At 42.3% G+C, this 20,320-nt stretch carries 18 protein-coding genes and 1 riboswitch; of the genes, 6 read left to right on the top strand and 12 right to left on the bottom strand.

Annotated elements, in window-relative coordinates; all coding sequences use genetic code 11:
* Positions 1 to 5: 5 nt before the first annotated feature.
* From JS40_RS03870 to JS40_RS03850, 5 genes are read right to left on the bottom strand one after another with little or no spacing between them, the layout of a single operon-like run.
* The gene (locus JS40_RS03870) at positions 6 to 947 is read right to left on the bottom strand and encodes a hypothetical protein (protein ID WP_034258535.1); all 942 of its coding nucleotides are present in this window, start codon (positions 945 to 947) and stop codon (positions 6 to 8) included.
* Between the two features lie 32 nt (positions 948 to 979).
* On the bottom strand, positions 980 to 1,564 hold the full coding sequence (locus JS40_RS03865; RefSeq protein WP_034258534.1) for a Maf family nucleotide pyrophosphatase: 585 nt from the start codon (positions 1,562 to 1,564) through the stop codon (positions 980 to 982).
* A 41-nt stretch (positions 1,565 to 1,605) separates the two neighbouring features.
* Complete coding sequence (locus JS40_RS03860) at positions 1,606 to 2,505, bottom strand: geranylgeranylglycerol-phosphate geranylgeranyltransferase (protein ID WP_034258533.1); 900 nt, start codon at positions 2,503 to 2,505, stop codon at positions 1,606 to 1,608.
* Between the two features lie 19 nt (positions 2,506 to 2,524).
* Positions 2,525 to 3,058 (bottom strand): KdsC family phosphatase, encoded by a 534-nt coding sequence (locus JS40_RS03855; RefSeq protein ID WP_034258532.1) that lies wholly within the window; start codon positions 3,056 to 3,058, stop codon positions 2,525 to 2,527.
* Positions 3,042 to 3,806 (bottom strand): Rossmann-like and DUF2520 domain-containing protein, encoded by a 765-nt coding sequence (locus JS40_RS03850; protein ID WP_034258531.1) that lies wholly within the window; start codon positions 3,804 to 3,806, stop codon positions 3,042 to 3,044. The genes JS40_RS03855 and JS40_RS03850 overlap by 17 nt, the downstream gene beginning before the upstream one ends.
* 62 nt (positions 3,807 to 3,868) lie before the next feature.
* On the opposite strand from JS40_RS03850, the gene JS40_RS03845 reads away from it, so the two are divergent.
* Positions 3,869 to 4,255, top strand: a complete 387-nt coding sequence (locus tag JS40_RS03845; protein ID WP_034258530.1) for a group III truncated hemoglobin — start codon at positions 3,869 to 3,871, stop codon at positions 4,253 to 4,255.
* 82 nt (positions 4,256 to 4,337) lie between these two features.
* A complete protein-coding gene (ccsA, locus tag JS40_RS03840; protein ID WP_034258529.1) occupies positions 4,338 to 7,511 on the top strand; it encodes a cytochrome c biogenesis protein CcsA in 3,174 nt (1,057 codons plus the stop codon).
* 61 nt (positions 7,512 to 7,572) lie between these two features.
* Here ccsA and JS40_RS03835 read toward each other — a convergent pair whose 3' ends face one another.
* Positions 7,573 to 8,886, bottom strand: a complete 1,314-nt coding sequence (locus JS40_RS03835; RefSeq protein ID WP_084677427.1) for a 7TM diverse intracellular signaling domain-containing protein — start codon at positions 8,884 to 8,886, stop codon at positions 7,573 to 7,575.
* Positions 8,887 to 9,032: 146 nt separating this feature from the next.
* On the bottom strand, positions 9,033 to 10,427 hold the full coding sequence (gene fumC / locus JS40_RS03830; protein ID WP_034262038.1) for a class II fumarate hydratase: 1,395 nt from the start codon (positions 10,425 to 10,427) through the stop codon (positions 9,033 to 9,035).
* 156 nt (positions 10,428 to 10,583) lie between these two features.
* Here fumC and JS40_RS15515 point away from each other — a divergent pair, with 156 nt between their 5' ends.
* Positions 10,584 to 10,754 (top strand): hypothetical protein, encoded by a 171-nt coding sequence (locus JS40_RS15515; RefSeq protein ID WP_034258527.1) that lies wholly within the window; start codon positions 10,584 to 10,586, stop codon positions 10,752 to 10,754.
* 76 nt (positions 10,755 to 10,830) lie between these two features.
* Here the strand turns inward: JS40_RS15515 and JS40_RS03820 are convergent, their stop codons facing one another.
* From JS40_RS03820 to prfB, 4 genes are all read right to left on the bottom strand, one after another.
* Positions 10,831 to 13,305: a TonB-dependent receptor domain-containing protein gene (locus tag JS40_RS03820; RefSeq protein WP_034258525.1), complete on the bottom strand. Its 2,475-nt coding sequence runs from the start codon at positions 13,303 to 13,305 to the stop codon at positions 10,831 to 10,833.
* Positions 13,306 to 13,390: 85 nt separating this feature from the next.
* Complete coding sequence (gene arsC / locus JS40_RS03815) at positions 13,391 to 13,732, bottom strand: arsenate reductase (glutaredoxin) (RefSeq protein ID WP_034258523.1); 342 nt, start codon at positions 13,730 to 13,732, stop codon at positions 13,391 to 13,393.
* 42 nt (positions 13,733 to 13,774) lie between these two features.
* Complete coding sequence (locus tag JS40_RS03810; protein WP_034258521.1) at positions 13,775 to 14,251, bottom strand: hypothetical protein; 477 nt, start codon at positions 14,249 to 14,251, stop codon at positions 13,775 to 13,777.
* Positions 14,252 to 14,390: 139 nt separating this feature from the next.
* Positions 14,391 to 14,482, top strand: a riboswitch (TPP riboswitch).
* Positions 14,483 to 14,519: 37 nt separating this feature from the next.
* A protein-coding gene (gene prfB, locus JS40_RS03805) for a peptide chain release factor 2 (RefSeq protein WP_152558129.1) occupies positions 14,520 to 15,627 on the bottom strand; the annotation gives its coding sequence in 2 pieces (ribosomal slippage) (positions 14,520 to 15,563 and positions 15,565 to 15,627; 1,107 coding nt in all).
* A 155-nt stretch (positions 15,628 to 15,782) separates the two neighbouring features.
* Between prfB and JS40_RS03800 the strand changes: the two genes are divergently transcribed.
* The 3 genes from JS40_RS03800 to JS40_RS03790 are packed head-to-tail and all read left to right on the top strand — an operon-like array spanning position 15,783 to position 19,852.
* Complete coding sequence (locus JS40_RS03800; protein WP_034258517.1) at positions 15,783 to 18,191, top strand: zinc-dependent metalloprotease; 2,409 nt, start codon at positions 15,783 to 15,785, stop codon at positions 18,189 to 18,191.
* Between the two features lie 11 nt (positions 18,192 to 18,202).
* Positions 18,203 to 18,826: a hypothetical protein gene (locus JS40_RS03795; RefSeq protein WP_152558128.1), complete on the top strand. Its 624-nt coding sequence runs from the start codon at positions 18,203 to 18,205 to the stop codon at positions 18,824 to 18,826.
* 3 nt (positions 18,827 to 18,829) lie between these two features.
* On the top strand, positions 18,830 to 19,852 hold the full coding sequence (locus tag JS40_RS03790; protein ID WP_034258514.1) for a threonine aldolase family protein: 1,023 nt from the start codon (positions 18,830 to 18,832) through the stop codon (positions 19,850 to 19,852).
* 52 nt (positions 19,853 to 19,904) lie between these two features.
* Here JS40_RS03790 and JS40_RS03785 read toward each other — a convergent pair whose 3' ends face one another.
* On the bottom strand, positions 19,905 to 20,225 hold the full coding sequence (locus tag JS40_RS03785) for a YegP family protein (protein ID WP_034258513.1): 321 nt from the start codon (positions 20,223 to 20,225) through the stop codon (positions 19,905 to 19,907).
* Positions 20,226 to 20,320 lie beyond the last annotated feature (95 nt).

The raw sequence follows: 20,320 nt of genomic DNA, 5'->3' as shown, positions 1-20,320 counted from the left end.
TGTGTTTATCTTAAGCCTAAGGAATCCCTTAATACTTGGTCTTTATTTCGGTTTTGTGTCCAATAGGGCGTCCTAATACGTTTCATTTTTACCGCCGTGGTTTTAAGTCGGAGTGTGTCATTAGGATCGGTAGCATTGGTTTCTTCCCACTTCTCGATCTCGTAGGGGAACCTACTTGTAAAATACCAGGTGATCTGTCGTTGGAGGTTTGGATAATTCACAGTGTAAGAAGTAAGAGAATCTCCTTGTTTTAAACTCGCAAATGCCGGGTGGGCTGCGGCTTCTTTATGACGCAGACGTAAATATTCAAAAGCCGGTATTACAGATACATCACCGGTGGGTAGTTCTTCCGGGTTGATACGAATAATATTCCACAGTTCATTTTCCAACCATGTGCGCTCCAGTGTAAACTCTTGATCGGCTTCACCTTCAAAATATGAATGCGAGATTATTTCAAAGTTCTTTTGGTTATTGAGTTGCATATAAACTTGACCGCACCATTCTTGTACCGAGTGACTTATTTTTTGAGCGTGCCCTTGCGTTTCGATAGGACTAAAAACACTTGTCATAATAGCGTAGGGATAGATGCCGGTCACAAAGTTTTTTGTACTGTTCAATTTTAAAACGGCAAGTGTTTCTTCGGACGGTGAATTGGCCTTAACCTGCGCCTTGGGTAAAAAATCCTCGGTGACAAAGATGTTTACCGCTGTTCCCTCCCTAAGCTCTCCGTAACGTTCTTGCGACAACTGGTACGAGGTGATTTCAGCCACACCCGAGAACCAGTATTCCTTAAACGCGTCAGTAAGCGTCCGGCGCTTTTCCTGCTGCTCTTCAGTTTTGTGGGTCGTGCTGCCGGATAGTGAGGAATCATTTTCCTTATTCTTACATCCTAACAACAAGGAAAGGGTTACTAAGGTAAGTAAAACAACAAAAAAGGGGTATTTCATGTGCTGGAATTTTCAGCAAAAATAAAGGAAATCTAACGTTTTCCCAGTTCCATTAACGTTTTGTAAACAAGTCGGGTAGGTAACCCCATGACATTGAAATAGCAGCCTTCAATTCGTTCGATCCCAATGTAGCCTATCCATTCCTGTATTCCATAACTTCCTGCCTTGTCGTAGGGTTTATAGGTATCCAGATAATAATCGATCTCTTCTTCCGAAAGAGATTTAAACCAAACTTTGGTAGTATCGTGAATGGTTTTTCGGAAATCTTTTCCTGAAAAACATACAGAAGTAATCACCTCATGCATATCATTGCTTAAAAGCTTTAGCATACGTTTGGCATCTTCACGATCCTTGGGCTTTTCAATAGCTCCATCTTTCCAGACAATGGTATCGCTGGTGATCACCAGTTCTTTTTCTGAAATATTTTGAAAGGCAGCAGCCTTTAGTTGTGACAGATAATCTGTAATAGCGGCACCTCTTAATCCTTCGGGAAAGGTTTCATCTACCGGGCGAACGTCTGTGGTAAAATCTAAATCCAGCTCCTTAAAGAAATGTTGTCGCCGAGGGGATCCCGATGCGAGAATGATTTTATAATCTTTTAGATATTGTTTTAGCATAGCGTTTCAGTTAAAATACAGCTCATTACGAATATAAATAGTTAAGGGTAGATGGCCATGGAGCAAATTCCGAAGAACATTATAGCTTTCAGTAAACGTGATAAAATGAGGTAATCCTTGGGTTGTTCTGCGTTCCAGGAACGTACACAAAAATAGAGCATGGGGGCTACAATAAGAAACAAAAAGTACAATACCGTTAACCTATCATGATATAGATACCTGTACATATAAAGGACTACAAGTAATGTAAGCAACAGACCAAGCAGGAACACAACGGTAATCGTTCTTTTACGTCCAATGGCTATGGGTAATGTGGTTAGACCACCGTTCTTATCGCCGTTGATGTCAACGATATCCTTCACCAACTCCCTGATGAAATTCAATAGCAACGCAAAAAGACCGTAGTGCAGTAAAATTTGAAAAACGCCGGCTTGTGTTTCACGGTTATCGACGGTAATGGCCGGAAGCAAATCAAAAAGTCCTACGATCAACAGACTTATGGCTACGAGTCCGGCAATTAAAAAATTGCCAATCAACAAGACACCCTTTACATAGGAAGCATATAGGTACAGCAGTGCCGCGATCACAATAAACAAGGCCGCAAACCCCGGTCGGTGTATACTGTTGGAAAGATAGAAACCTAATACAACACCTGTGATGGTACATATAAAATACACTCTCAAAGCGAATTTTTCTGAGATCGTCTTTCCAATGAGCCGTGATTTTGGCTTATTGATCCTGTCGATCTCTACGTCGTAGATATCATTGATGATATATCCTCCCGCAGCAATAAAGATAGTGGCCAGCAGAAGAATTGTAAACTGAATCCCATCCAGAGCAGTGGATGCTTCCAGATTTTGAAAGAGTCCGTATTTTGTCAATAGCTGCACCAATGCTATAAGCAGGAGATTTACAGGGCGGATGAGTCTAAGAAAATTCATGAAGCGAAGGCATGAACTGTTAATCGTATTTAGCACTGGCAGGACCGTTGCTTATCCATTTTCCTTGAACTTTTAGTACCTGTTCAATGATATCACGAACGCAACCTTTTCCTCCTTTTTTATGCGAAACATATTTGGAGATCTGTTTGATCTCCTGGACCGAATCCTGCGGACAGCAAGGCAGGCCCACATATTGCATGACCTCCAGATCCGGCAGGTCATCACCCATAAAAAGTACGTTCTCACGATTTAAACGGTGCGACTCCAAATAGGTTTGCAGTGCTTCGGTTTTGTGATGGGTCCCTAAAAAGATATCGGTCACGCCAAGTCCCTCAAGTCTTTTCCGAACGCCTTCGTTGGTTCCTCCCGAAATGACACACACCTTAAACCCGTTTTCGAGGGCAGTTTTCAAGGCATAACCATCCTTGGTATTCATGCTGCGGTACATTTCACCGGAAGTTGTAACGAGTATATTTCCGTCGGTAAGTACTCCATCCACGTCAAAAACAAAGGTAGTGATGTGCTGAAGGTATTCTTTATAGCTTTTTTCCATAGGATTTCTGAATGGATTCCGTTAGCAATTTGTACAGTTCCTTATACCTGCTGTCGTGAAGCAAATGTACATGTTTTTCAATAGTATTTAGATCCTTGCGCCTAGCGGGACCGGTTTGTGCTTCGGAAGGGGATAAATCCTCGATCTTCCGGGCAGTTTCAGCAATGAGAGGTTTTAAGAGCTCGAAAGGTACACCCGATTGAGACGTGATATCTGCCCCAATTGCGTAAAGATGGTTCACAAAGTTGTTCACGAACACGGCTGCCAGATGTAATTTGGCGCGTTCTTCGGAAGAAATTGATACTACCTGATGCGATAGTACGACCCCCAGTTTTTGAAGCAGATTGCGATCCTTCTCATTTCCCGCTTCTATGCAAATAGGTGTCGTTTTGAGATTTACAGCCCGTTCTTTCGAAAAGGTTTGAAGAGGGTAAAACACCCCTTTTCGGTTTTTTTCTGAAAGTGTTTCCATGGTCACTCCGCCGGAGGTGTGAACCACCAGTTTATCGCGAAACGGCAGTGCTTCAGAGAACGAAGCAATGGCATCATCGGGAATCCCGATAATATAAACGTCTGCGGGTTGCAGTTGCGAAAGCTGCCGGGTGAATGGTATGCTATCTATTTCCGAAGATAAACGAATATTATTTCGGCTATATATCTGTTTAACAGATACTTGTTGTTTTTTATGTAAAGCAGTACATAAATGATGGTTGACATTCCCGAAACCTAAAAAAGTCACTGTGATCATACCACAAAGTAAAAACTTTTTAATGAGTCTGTTTTCAAATTATCCAATAACTTTGTAACACCATGAGAACAGATATCACCAATAGGGAAGACATCTCACTTTTAGTACGGACCTTTTACGGTCGTGTACAAAAAGATGCGTTGCTAGGTCCTGTCTTTAACACCACCATCTCGAACTGGGAATCGCACTTCGAGCTGCTCACAGATTTCTGGGAAACCAATTTGTTCTTTAAAAAATCGTACAAAGGAAATCCCATTACGGCACATATTAAAGTCGATGAGGCCTTTCATGGCGGTATAAACGAGGTCCATTTTGGAACGTGGATCAATCTTTGGCATCAAACGATAAACGATTTGTTTGAGGGAGAGACAGCACAAATTGCCAAGAACCGAGCTAGAAACATGGCTACCTTCATACATTTACGAATGTTTGAAGCTCGTAAAAAATAATAACGTTAAAACGCACATTTCGTCTTCAAATTAAGAGGTTAAAATGCTTGCAATTTCATAAATTTGCACCAAAATTCGCCTCATGCAAAAGAAAATAGCTGCCGTCCTCTTTTCCACACGTTTAACTGCTGTTTTATTCCTTGTTTTTGCTGCTGCCATGGCACTTGGTACATGGCTGGATCGCTTTGAAGAAACCTCGCCAACTCCTTATACACGAGAATTGATTTATAACGCCTGGTGGTTCGAAGCCATCATGGTGATCTTTGTGATCAACTTTGTTGGGAATATATTCAAATACAATCTGCTACGGAAAGAAAAGTGGGCAACCCTCACTTTACATTTAGCTTTTATATTGATCTTAGTTGGAGCTTTTGTTACACGTTATATAGGCTATGAAGGAGTAATTAGCATTCGGGAGGGAGCTACCGAGAATACCATGCTTTCGGAGCATACCTACCTTACAACCTTTATCGACGGTGATTATGTGGTGGATGGCGTCCCACAACGTCGTAAGGTGCCACCCAAACGGTTGAATCTTTCGGAGCGGTTGGACAATGATTTCAGTATTACCACCGACTATAACCAAACCCCGGTTACAATCACTTTTAAAGAATTTATTAAAAATGCCAAAGAAGGACTCGTTCCTTCCGAAGATGGTGAAGAATATCTCAAGATCGTAGAAGCAGGAGACGGAAACCGTCATGATCACTGGGTAAAAGTGGGTGGCGTAAGTAATATCCACAACGTGCTTTTTGCTGTAAACAATCCTACCGAAGGCGCTATAAATATCACCTATCATACAGATGGCAGTTATACGCTGGAAACTCCGTTTGAAGGAAGTTTTATGCGCATGGCAGACCAAATGCAAGGTCGGGTGGTGCAAGATAGCACACAACCCCTCATGCTACGGTCGCTATATCAATTGGCGGGTATGGCCTTTGTGATACCGGAACCGGTAACCAAGGGAGCATACGGCATTGTGCGCGTGCCCAAGACTGAAAAGACCAATAAAGATGCTTTGATCGTAGAAGTTACTGCCGCCGGTGAAACAAAAACTGCCGAACTGCTAGGAGGGAGGGGGAGCGTTCCGGATCCTACCAAAGTAGAGGTAGGCGGACTGGATGTATATCTGGCGTATGGAAGCAAAACACGCGAATTGCCTTTTAGTATAACGTTAAACGATTTTATTGCCGATAAATATCCGGGGACCGAAAAGGGGTATTCAGCTTTTAAGAGTAAGGTCACGGTAAATGATTCTGAATCGGATTTCTTTGATTATGAGATCTATATGAATCATGTTTTGGACCACAAAGGGTATCGCTTTTTTCAGTCTGGTTTCGATCCCGATGAGAAAGGGACCATACTTTCTATCAATCACGACTGGTGGGGCACCTGGATCACATATATAGGGTATTTTCTCCTTTATCTAGGTTTGATGGCAATCCTTTTCGACAGGAATACTCGTTTTGCCTCTTTAAAGAATATGCTTAATAAGATCAAGAAGAAAAAATCTAAAATGGCAATGATCTTTTTGCTGTTCTTTACCCTGGTTGGATATGCTCAACAGCCCGCGGTAAACCCTAAACATACTAAGGCTACGAAGACACAGATCGATTCTATGATTCAAGCCAATGCCGTCTCCAAGGAACATGCTGCTAAATTTGGCCAGTTGATCATCCAGGACAACGGACGGATGAAACCGGTAAATACATTTGCAAGCGAATTGCTTCGGAAAGTGAGTAAAAAGAACAGTTACGAAGGACTCAATCCGGATCAGGTGTTCTTATCTATGACCGAATTCCCGGCACTTTGGTCTCAAACACCCATTATCGCCTTAAAACGTGGGAACGACAGTATTCGGAATGTGTTGGGTATGGCGGAAGACACTCAAAACATTGCACTTTTAGATCTTTTTGATGACGAGGCTAATTTCAAACTACAACCGTATCTTGAAGCAGCGACAAGCAAGGCGAATCCCAATCAGTTTGAAAAGGATCTGGTAAAGGCGTATGAAAATTTCTATGTACTGAACCAAGCGTTGAGCGGAAGCATTCTGAAGATATTTCCGCTACCCGACGACGAGAACAATAAATGGGTTTCCTATCCCGAATTGAATGAAGCAAACTTTAAGGGTATGGATTCTACCGTGACCCGCACCATTCTGCCTATCTATTTCCAAACGCTTCGTCAGGCACGACAAACAGGAGATTATTCCGAAGCAGAACAGATCCTGGATGGTCTCACGCAATTTCAGAAAAAATACGGTAGCGAGGTAATGCCTTCCGAAGAAAAAATAAAGGCAGAGATTCTATACAACAAAGTGGATCTGTTCAACCGCCTGTATAAGTATTATGCAGTTTTAGGTGCATTGATGTTTCTTTTTATCATCCTTCAGATCTTCACTCAAGCCAAAGTGGTTACAGGAATTATAAAGACCTTTAAAGTGATCATTTGGATCTCGTTCATTCTTATGACGGTGGGCTTGGCCGCGCGATGGTATATTAGTGGTCACGCACCTTGGAGTGACGCATACGAGTCGGTTATATATGTAGGCTGGGCCACGGTCTTCTTTGGACTCGCTTTTGGCAGAAAAAGTGATCTAACTGTGGCATCAACTGCTTTCGTTGCTGCTATAATTCTCTGGGCCGCACATTTAAACTGGTTGGACCCCGCAATAGCAAATTTACAACCTGTATTAGATAGTTATTGGCTAATGATCCACGTGGCAGTGATCGTAGCCAGCTATGGACCATTTACGCTGGGAATGATCTTAGGGATGACTTCTTTACTGCTTATGCTGCTCACAACTAAAAAGAATGTGCTGCGAATGGATCTCAATATAAAAGAGTTGACGGTCATTACAGAGATGTCGCTAACTGTTGGACTTGTTATGCTGACCATTGGAAATTTTCTTGGCGGTCAATGGGCCAACGAAAGTTGGGGGCGTTACTGGGGCTGGGACCCTAAAGAAACATGGGCCCTTATAAGTATTATGATCTATGCCTTCGTAATTCATATGCGTTTGGTTCCCGGATTGCGCGGGAGATGGTTCTTTAATGTTATGGCTGTTTTTGCCTATGCCTCCATCATGATGACCTATTTTGGAGTGAATTTCTATTTAAGCGGATTGCATTCATACGCGAGCGGAGATGCTCCTGCAACTCCTACTTTTGTTTATTACATTGTAGCGTTCGCCTTGATACTTAGTACTGCAGCCTATTTTAGGTATAAAAAATTCTATAATAAAAAAGGATAAGCTTTTTAAAGCTTATCCTTTTCGCCATTAGTTGGTATTTGGTCGGGGATATATTGGGGGGCTAGTTATAGATATAGTCCGGCTGATTGTCGACCATGCGGTAATCCTCTTGAATCTGTTCGCTGATCTCCAATTTGTGATATAGTTCTTTGGTTAGAAATTCGATATCGTTTTCGGTAGTTTTAAGTTTTCGAGCTATTTTCGCATTATCTTTTCCTTCTGAAATATATTGAAGAAGCTTGATTTCCAATCCGTCGAGATCGTAATGCATGATCAAATTTTCTAAATAAACATCCTCCATAAGCTTTGCTGCATTCTTACGGTTCATTACCTCTTGACGCTTTAGAAAGATGCGAAGCTCTGTTTGACGCAACTGATTTTCTTCCTTGATAGCACGCATGCGATATACAATTGCATAGCTAATAACCAGCATTTCTACCAGAAGAGCAGCTTTTAAATGGTACGTTTGCGTCATTAGAAAGTCGCTTCCTATATTCTTTAATACAAAGAAATCGATTGCAAACAATAAGGGTATGCAGGTAGCGATCACGTAAAATTTAGGATAATTCTTCCTGCTGAACAACAGTGCACCTACTACAAAATAGGTAATCATGATACTCATGAGAACGGCATTGGTAATCGTCGCCAAAATTGTGGTTTCCGAAATCCATGCCACCGTAGCTGTTACAGCAGTTATTCCCAACAGTGCCATGGTCACCCATCGCAATTTGGGAAAATGCTCACTTAAACTCAGGTATTTTGAGGCAAATGAAGCAGCAAATCCTACTGCGAATAGCAGTAAGGTCGATTGCAAGGCCGCGGTATTTGAAATTATATCAAGTCCGAAAAAGGCAAACAATCCGTCATTAAAGAAGAACGCGCTTATAAAGCCCGTTAGTGCCAGAGAATAATGTAAGAATAACTTCTCATCAAAAAGGAAAAAGCAAACAAGGTTCAATAGTATCACCATGATTGCAAAACCGTAGTACATTCCATTTTTAAAGGAGACGGCTAATTTTTGTGCAGCAAGCGGCGTAGTTGCCATCATAACTTCGGAAGCATTTTCCAAACTTCCTGTAGAAATTACTGCATTATTGTAGGAATTTTCCTCAATCAATGAATATTGAAGGCTCGTTGCGTTGATCGTATTGTGATACGCCAAACTGCTTTTCGGGGATTTATATGTATTTGTTTTGGGGAGTGTGCCCACCGGGGTGTCCGGTGTTTTTAACTCAATTAATTTTTTTGAAGTCGCTTTAAAAGCAAGGAGTTCCGAGCGATTCATGGATGTGTTATTTGCCGAAAATACTGTAAGCGGACTCACAAAAAAGGCAAATACAAGACACAACGCGAGGGGTAAAAATCGTAGCCTCATATAAGTAGGTTTTAATAATTTGGGTATTCGAATATACACAAAAAATACATTTCACCTAATAAATTTGCGTTTAATCGATATTTTAACACAAAAAATAGCCGAGATGTATTCCCGGCTATGTACGATTTATTTGCAGGTATTGGTTTTTACAGCTTCCCAACCATATCCTCGGGTTTTACCCAGGCGTCAAATTCTTCGGCAGTAAGATAACCAAGATTCACCGCTTCTTCTTTTAAGGTAGTACCGTTTTTATGGGCCGTATTGGCTATTTCAGCAGCTTTGTAATACCCGATTTTAGGGTTAAGAGCTGTGACCAGCATAAGAGAATTGTTCAATTGTTTCTTGATCACATCGTAATTTGGTTCGATTCCCTGCGCACAATGTACATCGAAAGATACGCAAGCATCGCCTATCAGTTGTGCAGATTGCAGGAAATTAGCAGCCATGACGGGCTTGAATACATTCAATTCGTAGTGACCTTGCATTCCTCCCACAGCTATGGCCATATCATTTCCTACAACTTGTGCGCATACCATGGTGAGTGCTTCACATTGCGTAGGATTCACCTTTCCGGGCATGATGGAAGAACCGGGTTCGTTTGCAGGTATGATGATCTCTCCAATTCCGCTTCGAGGGCCACTGGCCAGCATTCTAATGTCATTTGCGATCTTGTTGAGCGCTACGGCCAATTGTTTTAAAGCGCCGTGCGACTCTACAATAGCATCATGTGCTGCAAGAGCTTCAAATTTATTTTTTGCCGTGATAAAGGGAAGGTCTGTAAATTTTGCAATAAACGAGGCAACGTTTTCAGAATACCCTTCAGGAGTATTGATTCCCGTACCCACGGCAGTTCCTCCCAAGGCCAATTGTGCAAGATGGGGCAGCGTGTTCTGTAATGCGATCAAACCGTGTTCCAGTTGTGAGGCATAACCGCTAAACTCTTGTCCCAACGTTAAGGGCGTGGCATCCATTAAATGAGTACGTCCAATTTTTACCACTTTTTTAAAATCTTCGGATTTTTGAAGCAAGGTCTTGTGAAGTTGCTGTACGCCCGGAATAGTATTCTCGATAAGCTTCTTATATGCCGCAATATGCATCCCTGTAGGAAAGGTGTCGTTAGAGGACTGCGATTTATTCACATCGTCATTAGGTTGCAATGTTTTATCACCCTCACCAATCTTTTTACCCGCCAATTGATGTGCTCGGTTGGCGATCACCTCATTCACATTCATATTGCTCTGAGTCCCGCTTCCGGTTTGCCAAATCACCAAAGGAAACTGTTCGTCGTGCTTACCGGTCAAGATCTCATCACATACCTGGGCGATAAGATCGCGTTTTTCTTCAGAAAGGACTCCTAGTTCGCAATTGGTGTACGCGGCAGCTTTTTTTAAATAGGCGAAACCATAGACGATTTCCAAAGGCATGGAAGCCGGGGTTCCTATTTTAAAGTTATTTCGGGAGCGTTCGGTTTGAGCGCCCCATAATTTATTGGCAGGTACTTTTACCTCACCCATGGTATCTTTTTCAATTCTATAGTCCATAATATACGTTTCAAAAAGCAGTACAAAGGTACTGAAATAGGTAAAGGTACTCAACCAGAGAACGGTTAATTTCCGGTGAATAATTCAGAATTTTTTATTGTTTTTTCTGAAAAAATCCCACTATCTTTGAAACGTCTTAGAAAAACACGTTTTATTATGTTCGAATTTGATCAATACTTAGGATTTTTAGCATTCTTGACCATCTTGACCATTGGCTTTTGGTTGATGATCTTTTTAATTTCTTTTATTCCTTATTGGATAGGAGGAGCGTTGTACGAGAATTGGAAATTGAAACGTGAAGCAAAAAGAAAAGAAAGAGAAGCGTAATAACTGCATTTAAATTATATAAAAAAAGGAGCTACACAGTAGCTCCTTTTTTTATGTGGCAAATTACCTTTGAATCCTAACCCTCGAAATCGAAGTCGTCATCTCCACCGTTGCCATCTCCACGGCCCCGCTGACGCTTTTTCTGTTCGTTGAATCGATACGTAAAAGAGAATGTGAATTGACGTTGTCTCCATTGAAATTCGCTGTAACTTCTAAACGTTTCAGTTTCAGTAAGTGACTGTCGCTTTCTTGTGTTGAACAGATCACTTACATTGAAGGCCAAAGTCGCATTGTCATTGATGATATCTTTACTTAGAGCAAGATCTACAGATAAGAGCCCTTCTGTTTCTGTTTGTGCATTATTGCTCGGTCCCCGATAAAAGGCATTTGTTTGCCAATCGATCTTCGCAGGTAGGGTCACTTTGGCACTTCCACGAGCGAACCAACTTGTATTTTCAGCACCGTAATCCACACCGTTGAACGCTCCGTCGGTCACGAACTTAAAGAAATTGAAACTACCATTAAGACGTAGCCATTTTAACGGATTGTAGAGTGCTCCGGCTTCAAAACCATAACGTTGATTGGTGGACAAGTTAATTGGAATGGTTCGAATGATGGGAATTCCATTAGGGGTCAATTCTCCGGTGTCTTCCTGAATACGTTCAAAAGAATCGGTTTCGTATTGATAATAAATAGAGGACGTTAGTGTGAATTTCCCCCATCGCTTTAAATATCCAAGATCGAATGCGCTTGCATAAGCAGGATCTAAATTCGGATTCCCTTGAAACACATTCGCTTCGCTGGACCGCGATGGAAAGGGGTTTATAAACCAGCTGCGAGGTCTGTTGATACGTCTATTGTAACCTAGGGTTACGTTCTCGCTTTCTCCTAATTCGTAAATTAAATTTACTGTAGGAAATAAGCCCGTATAGTTCTTATCAAAATTGATATTGAGGTCGTCATTGCCCGAACCACCCACATCTTCGGCGTCTACCTTTCCTTTTAATTGTGTGTTCTCCATTCGCAACCCAAGTAAAAAGGAGAACTTCCCGAACTTATTTCCGTATTGCGAGTATAATGCATGTACATTTTCATTGTAAGTAAAGATATTGGACAAGCTGTCGTTTCTTACAAAGCTTCCGCTTGTTCCCACTTCTTCCAATAGGAGATAGTCGGTAACAGTTTCTTCAAAATTTCCACGATATCCGGCTTCAAACTGGGCATTTTCGCCAATAGGCAAAACATAATCGATTTGTGCCAAATATTCTTGCTGATCTTCTACAGTTGTAATGTCTTCGGCAGAGAGTTCTTGGGAAACCGGAAAGGTATTTCGCTCCTCAATAAAGGATTTTTCGGTCTCTGTATCATTCTCATACTGGAAATCGGCGGTAAGTTTATGACCGTCCTCACTAAAATTATTTACGTAATTAAGCGAGAATTGATAGCTTTCATCTTCTTCGGTTTCAGTTTCAATTCGTGTTCTGCTTACCGCAAGTGCATTACTTCGGTTAAATTCATTGGTAATATTGGTAGTGACATCTTCGTTGTCTCCCGTTCTTAGAAATCCGGTTGCCGTAATTGAGGAATTGTCCGTAAGGAAATATTCAAACCCCAAGTTGGTATTGAATCCTTTACGTAAACGATCGTAATCGCGATCTTCGATCACCAATGGATTCTCACGAGTATCTGAAAAGTATAAATTTTCAAAATAAGCATTTCCGGGAGCATCACTGTAGCGAATTCCGGTGGTGTTAAAAATATTGAATTTGTCCGTACGCAAATTGATGTTACCGGTGATACCGCTGCTTATTGGGATTCCCAGATTGGTTTGGATAGAACCGTTTAATCCTAAGGTCTTTTCTTTCCGAAGGATAATATTAATAATACCTGCCGTACCTTCGGCATCATATCGCGCAGAAGGAGAAGTGATCACCTCTACGCGTTCAATGGATTCGGCCGGCAATTGTCGCAAGGCATCGGTTGAACCAAATCCTGCAATGGCAGATGGTTTTCCGTTGATGAGAATACGTACATTCTCATTCCCGCGCAAACTAATGGCTCCTTCCACATCCACATTCACCGAAGGAACATTGTTAAGCGCATCACTTACCGTGGCTCCACTGGTAGTGAGGTCTTTTCCAATGTTGTATATCTTCTTGTCCAATCGCACCTGCACCTCAGTGGTCTCTGCCCTAATCACAACTTCGTCAAGACTGGCGGCATCTACTGCTAAGGTCATGGTGGGGAGAGTGGTATCCTCAAATAACCGCTGATTGGGAAGTTGTTTGGTCTTGTAGGAAATAAATTCAAATTGAACGGTATAAACTCCGGGAGCTACATCGATGGCGTAGTTACCATCTATGTCCGTAATTCCGCCGGTTACAATATTCTTATTTTGGTCGATAAAGGCAACAGTTGCATATTCTAAGGGAATATTCGTTCCATCTTCTATAATCTTTCCTGAAACGGTAACAGGGCCGTTGTTTTCAGCACGTTGCGAAAAAACGGTGGCTGTGGCTACTAAAAGTAGCAGGGCAAAAATTTTTTTCATTGTCGGTTTTACTTCTTTCGACTGCGAAAATACAGGCAGGTTTAAGCCGCTTATGCCAAATTTTTGTTAAATAAGTAAAGGCTAATTATAAAATTGAATCTACCGCTTCCAAGGGTCTGCCGATCACTGCCTTAGCTCCTTTTACTACAATAGGGCGTTGTATTAACCGTGGATGCGTTACCATGGCTGTAATGATCTGGGCGTCGGTCAATTCTTTTCCTTTGTAATCGGATTTCCAGATCGCTTCATTGGTACGAACAAGTTCTATAGGAGAGATCCCTAATTTTTTAAGCAGTTCCTTAAGTTGTGTTTTGGTGAACGGTGTTTCCATGTAATTGATGACCTGTACTTCTTCCGTTAAGGAAGTAAGGTGTGTGTTACATTCTCGGGATTTGCTGCAACGGGGATTGTGGTATAGCGTGATCATTTTAAGTTGGAAATTTTAGATTATTAGTGTTTTGTGAGTTTCTTAAAAGGGTAGCGATTTAAGTTCGGCGGTATAATCAAATTGCAGGTCTTCATGAAGTGCCTTGATCTTTCGCTCGATCAATTCCTTCTGCTTATCGTAGACATACAACATAGCCTTGTTCTTTTGAATAGAAGGGCTGAAAGCTGACATCTTCTCACAAAAATAGAGTAATAACTCTACCTCAGTCTCCTTGTTTTGAGAATACCGAATGTACCGCTTTAGAATGCGAAGGATCTTTCGCAAGCTTTTTTTGATATAGTAAAAATTGGTGTGATGTATTTCTGAAAAATAACGATCCAGTTCTTCCTTGGTATTTTGAATAAAACCCGCTTCATCTTCTACATCAAACAGTAAATAGGTGAGGAGCTCTTTGTTTTCTGTCTTGTGTTTTGTCAATCGAATGACAAGCGCTTGCAGTTCGTCAACCGATTTGTGTTTCAGTTCTTTCTTTAGTTGTGCAAGGCTGGCGGGTTTCAAATATTGATAGTTCTTTTAGGTTCACACCAAAGATAGCCATTCATCTCGAATCGCTTTCAACTAAATAATCGTTATCTTTTTTTTGATGTTAAATATTTGATAAAGAGAATAGTAAATAAATATTTTGTTGTATATTTAGTCTATCATATTGGGGTGCTAATTTATAGCTGAGAATATACCCATAGAACTTCGTCGGGTAATGCCAACTGAAGGAATATGATTTGCAAAGGGAACGTTGGTGTTTTTAAATCAAGTTCCCTTTGTTTTTTTATAATTCCTCGCTTTTTTCTCCTTGCCCGGTCATCATCAAATACGCTTTTAAAAAACCGTCGATCTGTCCGTCCAGAATCGCATCTGTGTTACCGCTTTCATGACCGGTTCGCACATCTTTTACCAGTTTGTAGGGGTGCAGGACATAGTTCCGTATTTGTGAACCCCACTCGATCGCCATCTTGCTGTTCTCGATCTCTGCACGTTGCGCCTGTTGTTTCCGAAGTTCGATCTCATACAGTTGCGATTTTAACATTTGCATTGCTTTCTCACGATTTTCCAACTGCGATCGCGTTTCACTGTTATGGATCACAATACCACTGGGATGATGGGTGAGTATGGCCTTTGTTTCAACTTTATTCACATTTTGGCCCCCAGCGCCACTGCTTCGAGCAAAATCCCAGGAAATATCGGCAGGATTGATGTCGATCTCGATCGAATCATCGGCAAGCGGATATACGTACACGCTTGCAAAGCTTGTGTGCCGCTTCGCATTACTGTCGAAAGGAGAGATCCGTACCAATCGATGCACCCCATTCTCGCTCTTCAACCAACCAAAGCCATAATCGCCCTCAATTTCAAGGGTGACCGTCTTAACACCGGCAACGTCTCCTGCTTGAAAGTTGAGTTCTTTTACCTTAAAACCGTTTTTTTCGGCCCACATGAGATACATACGCATGAGCATGCCGGCCCAATCGCAACTTTCGGTGCCTCCGGCGCCTGCCGTGATCTGAAGTACCGCACTTAGATCGTCCCCTTCTTCACTCAGCATGTTCCTAAACTCCAATGCTTCAATCGCTTCGAGGGCCTCCTCGTAGCGGGTCTCCACGTTTTCGGCAGTTCCTTCTCCTTCTTTAAAGAATTCAAAGATCACCTCGGCATCGTCGGTGAGTGTGACAGCCGTTTCATAATCGGTGACCCATTTCTTTTTATTCCGAAGGATTTTCATAAAAGCTTCGGCTTCCTGTGGGTTATTCCAAAAGTTGGGATCGAAGGTTTTCTCTTCGTCGTTGGTAATTTCTATTCGCTTTCCGGCAACGTCAAAGATACCTCCTTAACGCATCCAGGCGATCTCTAAGATCTTTAAGCTGATCGTATGTAATCATAGCTAAGTTTTCAACAAAAATAGAAATACCCCCGTCAAACCGAAACTATTTTATCTGAATTTTATAGTTTTAGGGCTAACTAATTGTGTAGTAGTTCTAAAAGCGACCTTTTCAAGGAGCATTAGGGGGAGAATTGCTGTCGGAAATCAAATTCTATGAAATATGTGATGTGTTGTATCGCTTTGTGCTTCGGAATGTCTACCGTTACCGGGCAGTTTTTATCAAAAAAAGAGCATTTGCAAAAGTTTGAAGGCTATTTCAATTTCTACTATTCTGAAGCAGAAGGAAACATCTATCTTGAGGTCGATCAACTGGATACCGAATTCTTATACGTCCATTCTCTGCGTACCGGGCTGGGCTCGAACGATATTGGTCTGGACCGAGGCCAATTGGGAGGCGGTGAGGTTGTAAAGTTCGTAAAGGCCGGCAATAAACTTTTATTGATACAATCCAACCTTCAATACCGTGCCGATACCGATAACGAACTTGAAAAACGCTCCATTACCGAAGCCTTTGCTCGCTCGGTATTATTCGGTTTCGAAATTAAAGAGACCCAAGGAACAAAGTACATCATTGATCTAACTCCCTTTCTCCTGCAAGACGCTCACCAAGTAGCCCAAACCTTGAAGAACAATAAGGAAGGCACCTACAAGCTAGATAAGGATCGAAACGTTCTTTGGATGGAACGCACCAAAGCTTTTCCAAAGAATGTAGAGTTTGAGGCGCTCCTTACTTTTACAGGCGAACCTTCGGGACGCAATCTTCGTACGGTTGCCCCCAATGCGAACGCTGTTTCCGTAATTCAGCATCATAGTTTCGTGGAACTGCCCAAGAACACTTATAAGCCCAGGGTATTCGACCCGCGTAGCGGTTCGTACCCTATGAGCTATATGGACTACAGCACGCCTATTTGGGAACCTATCACCAAACGGTTTATCATGCGGCATCATCTTGAGAAAAAAGATCCTAACGCGTTGCGTAGTGAGGCAAAAGAGCCTATTGTCTATTATCTTGATCCGGGAACACCCGAGCCCATTCGGTCGGCGTTGTTGGAAGGGGCTCGTTGGTGGAATGAAGCTTTTGAAGCTATTGGGTATACCAATGCCTTTCAGGTGCATATGCTGCCCGAAGATGCAGACCCAATGGATGTACGTTATAATGTAATCCAATGGGTACATCGTTCCACACGCGGGTGGAGCTATGGATCGACCATTTCCGATCCCCGTACCGGAGAGATCATTAAAGGACACGTAAGCTTGGGAAGTCTTCGCATTCGACAGGATTTCATGATCGCACAAGCCTTGGCCAATCAACCTTTTGCACAGAGCGATACCAACTACCGGCAAATGCTGGATATGGCTCTGGCGCGAATTCGACAACTCTCTGCACATGAGGTTGGTCACACCATTGGCTTTGCACATAATTTTGCAGCAAGTACCAACGGACGTGCCAGTGTTATGGATTATCCGCATCCCACGCTTCGGTTAACAAATGGAATCGTAGATTTTAGTGATGCGTACGCTACAGGAATAGGAGCGTGGGACAAAGTGACCGTAGCCTACAGCTATAGCGATGTGCCCGAGGGGATCGATGAAGAACAATATTTAAATTCGCTGTTACGTACAGCATTTGAGAATGGCTTGCGCTACATCACAGACAGCGATGCACGAGCGCGCGGGGGCGCACATGTTGGTGCCCATTTATGGGATAACGGAACGAATGCTTCAGAAGAACTGGAAGCCGTATTAGCCCTTCGGAAGAAGGCGATCTCAAATTTTTCCGAAGATAATATCCGAACCGGAGAGCCTTATTCCCTCTTGGAGGATGTCTTCGTACCACTCTATTTCTACCATCGGTTCCAAACTGAAGCTGCGGTAAAGCTCATAGGCGGGTTAGACTACAATTATGCTCTTAAGGGCGAAGCAGGAACGATCGTCACCACCCTTCCGAAGAAACAACAGCAACGGGCACTTAATGCGGTGCTAAGCACCCTAAGCACCGAAACCTTGGCCATACCCGAGGTCAAATTAAGGCTGTTTCCTCCACGAACATACGGATATGGACGCACTAGAGAATCGTTTAAAAGTGAGATGGGCGTGGCTTTTGATGCCCTGGGAGCTGCTGCCACCTCCAGTAATATGACCCTTGGGTTGTTATTACACTACGAACGTGCCAACAGATTGGTACAGCAATATGCCCTCGACCCGAATAACCTGGGATTGGAAGACGTGTTAAATCAATTGGTGAAAGCAGTTTTTTCACCCTCTGAAAACACCGCCTACAGAAAAGAAGTACAACAAACCATCCAGTATACCACATTACAAGCTTTAATGCAGCTGTCGCTTCATAATGGAGCAATCGCACAAACCAAAGGCCTTGTGAACGAGACTATTGACCAACTGGCCAAGGAGCTATCTAAAAAGGAAGATGCCTTTAGTAAACAATTGAACCGGGAAATTGCTACATTTAGGGTCAAGCCTGAAAACTTCAAAGTGGTGGCACCGCCCGATATTCCGGATGGCAGTCCTATTGGGAGTTTTCAATGCTTTGCTATTCATCCATAAAATTGATAATCATGAAAAAACTAACCATTTTATTGATCATTTGTACAGTCTCCTTAAGTATGGCACAGCGCGATGAGGTCTATGTCCGTAATGAGGTCTCGAAATTCGCTAAAAGTTTGCAGGAGCGGGGGATTGATACTTTTTTTGTGAACGAACGGTTCTGCACAGGAACTGTAGAAATGTTTACACTTGATGATGGCTCCCGATGTATCACACAAGGTACTTATCTTGAGAGCTTTGTATTTTGGGAAGAAGAGGGAGCGCCTATGATCAAGAAATTTGACAATTGCGGTTGGTTCTATAGTCTTCCTTTGGAAACCAATGAAGCTATTGATTTTTACAAGGAACATACCATGGATTTACAGACCAATAAGGTAAAAAGGTACGATGCAGGACCTATGCGAACCGGTCCGCTGCTTCGCACCGAAGTGAACAATTGCCATAGAGGCTTTGATTTTTACAGTGCAGATAGTATAAGCAGTCATGAATACAATCTACTTTATTTAAAAACGAACCGAGATGCTCCCAATATGAACTACGATTACAACCAGAGACTTAAAGTAGTTGCACTGGATACCCTTTTAGATCCTATTATTGAAAAAGCTCAACCAAATTTCCGAAGACAAAAAATATAACACATGCTTATTGACCTACGAAGTGATACGGTGACCAAGCCCACCAAGGGCATGATGGAAGCCATTCTCAATGCCGAAACAGGAGATGACGTATATAAGGAAGATCCAACAGTTAATGAGCTGGAAGCAAGATTGGCAGCACTTTTTAAAATGGATGCGGGTTTGTTCTTTCCAACCGGAAGCATGGCGAATCAAGCGGCCATTAAAATGCATACACAGCCCGGAGAACAATTGATTTGTGACAAGTGGGCGCATGTATATAATTATGAAGGCGGAGGTGTTTCCTTTAACAGCGGTGTATCCTGCAAACTAGTCGATGGCGACCGAGGAATGATCACTGCCCATCAAGTGAAGGAGGCTATTAATCCCCCGGACTTTTATCACAGTCCGCTTACCTCTTTGGTTTGTTTAGAGAATACCACGAACAAGGGGGGAGGAGCCTGCTACGATTTTGAAGAGATGTTGCGAATTCACCAGGTAGCCAAAGAACACGGCTTAGGTCTGCATTTGGACGGTGCACGGTTAATGAATGCGATTGTTGCAAAGAAAGAGGCACCTGAACAATACGGTAAGATCTTCGATACCATCTCCATCTGTCTCAGTAAAGGCCTTGGTACTCCGTTGGGGACGGTATTGATAGGAAATAAGGAAATCATGCAAAAGGCAATGCGGGTGCGTAAGGTGCTGGGAGGTGGTATGCGTCAAATAGGCTATATGGCCGCAGCAGGGTTATATGCGCTGGATCATCATGTAGAGCGCCTGGCCGAAGATCACAAGAAGGCCGGAGAGATCGCCAAAGCCTTAGAAGCACAAAATTATGTTCGAAAGGTTGAACCTACCGAGACCAACATTGTAATATTTTACCTTTCCGAAGGGATGTCCGAAATTAAATTCATGGAAGATCTTTCGCAGTTACAAATTAGGATAAGTAATATGGGGCAGGGGAAGCTGCGTGTGGTAACCCATCTGGACTATAACGATGCCATGCATGACCGATTTCTGAATGTACTAAGCAATTACAATTAAAAAAAACCTCTGGCGTGAGGTTTTTTTATAGCTGTTACTAAGTAAACTCTGGTTATTCTACCAATTTCACATCGGCACCGGGAGCATTCTTCGCAACCGAAGCCATACCGTTCTTTGCGCCAGATTCACCTGCATACATTTGGCTACTGCCAATTATTTGGCCATTACTTGACTTTATGTTGAAGTGGACCTTTCCGTTCTTGGCGGTCTTCATTTCGAAAGAATTTTCATCACCGCAATTCTTTTTTACCGATTCGATACCATTCATTGCAGATGCTTTGGAAGCATACATTTGGCTCGATAGAATTACCTGACCATTTCCGGCTTTTAGGACAAAGTGAAATTTGTCACCACTTTTCTTTAGTTCAAACATTTTTTTTTGATTTTAAAATTAGACTTGAAAATGTTCTTCAATATCGCAAAAAAAATCAAGTTTTAAAACGAAAACGTCATAGGATTTCTACAGAA

The sequence above is a fragment of the Altibacter lentus genome, from assembly GCF_000746845.1.
GTDB classification, from domain to species: Bacteria; Bacteroidota; Bacteroidia; order Flavobacteriales; family Flavobacteriaceae; genus Altibacter; species Altibacter lentus.
The sequence above is the reverse complement of the archived record's forward strand: the minus strand, read 5'-3'. Positions and strand labels throughout refer to the sequence as shown.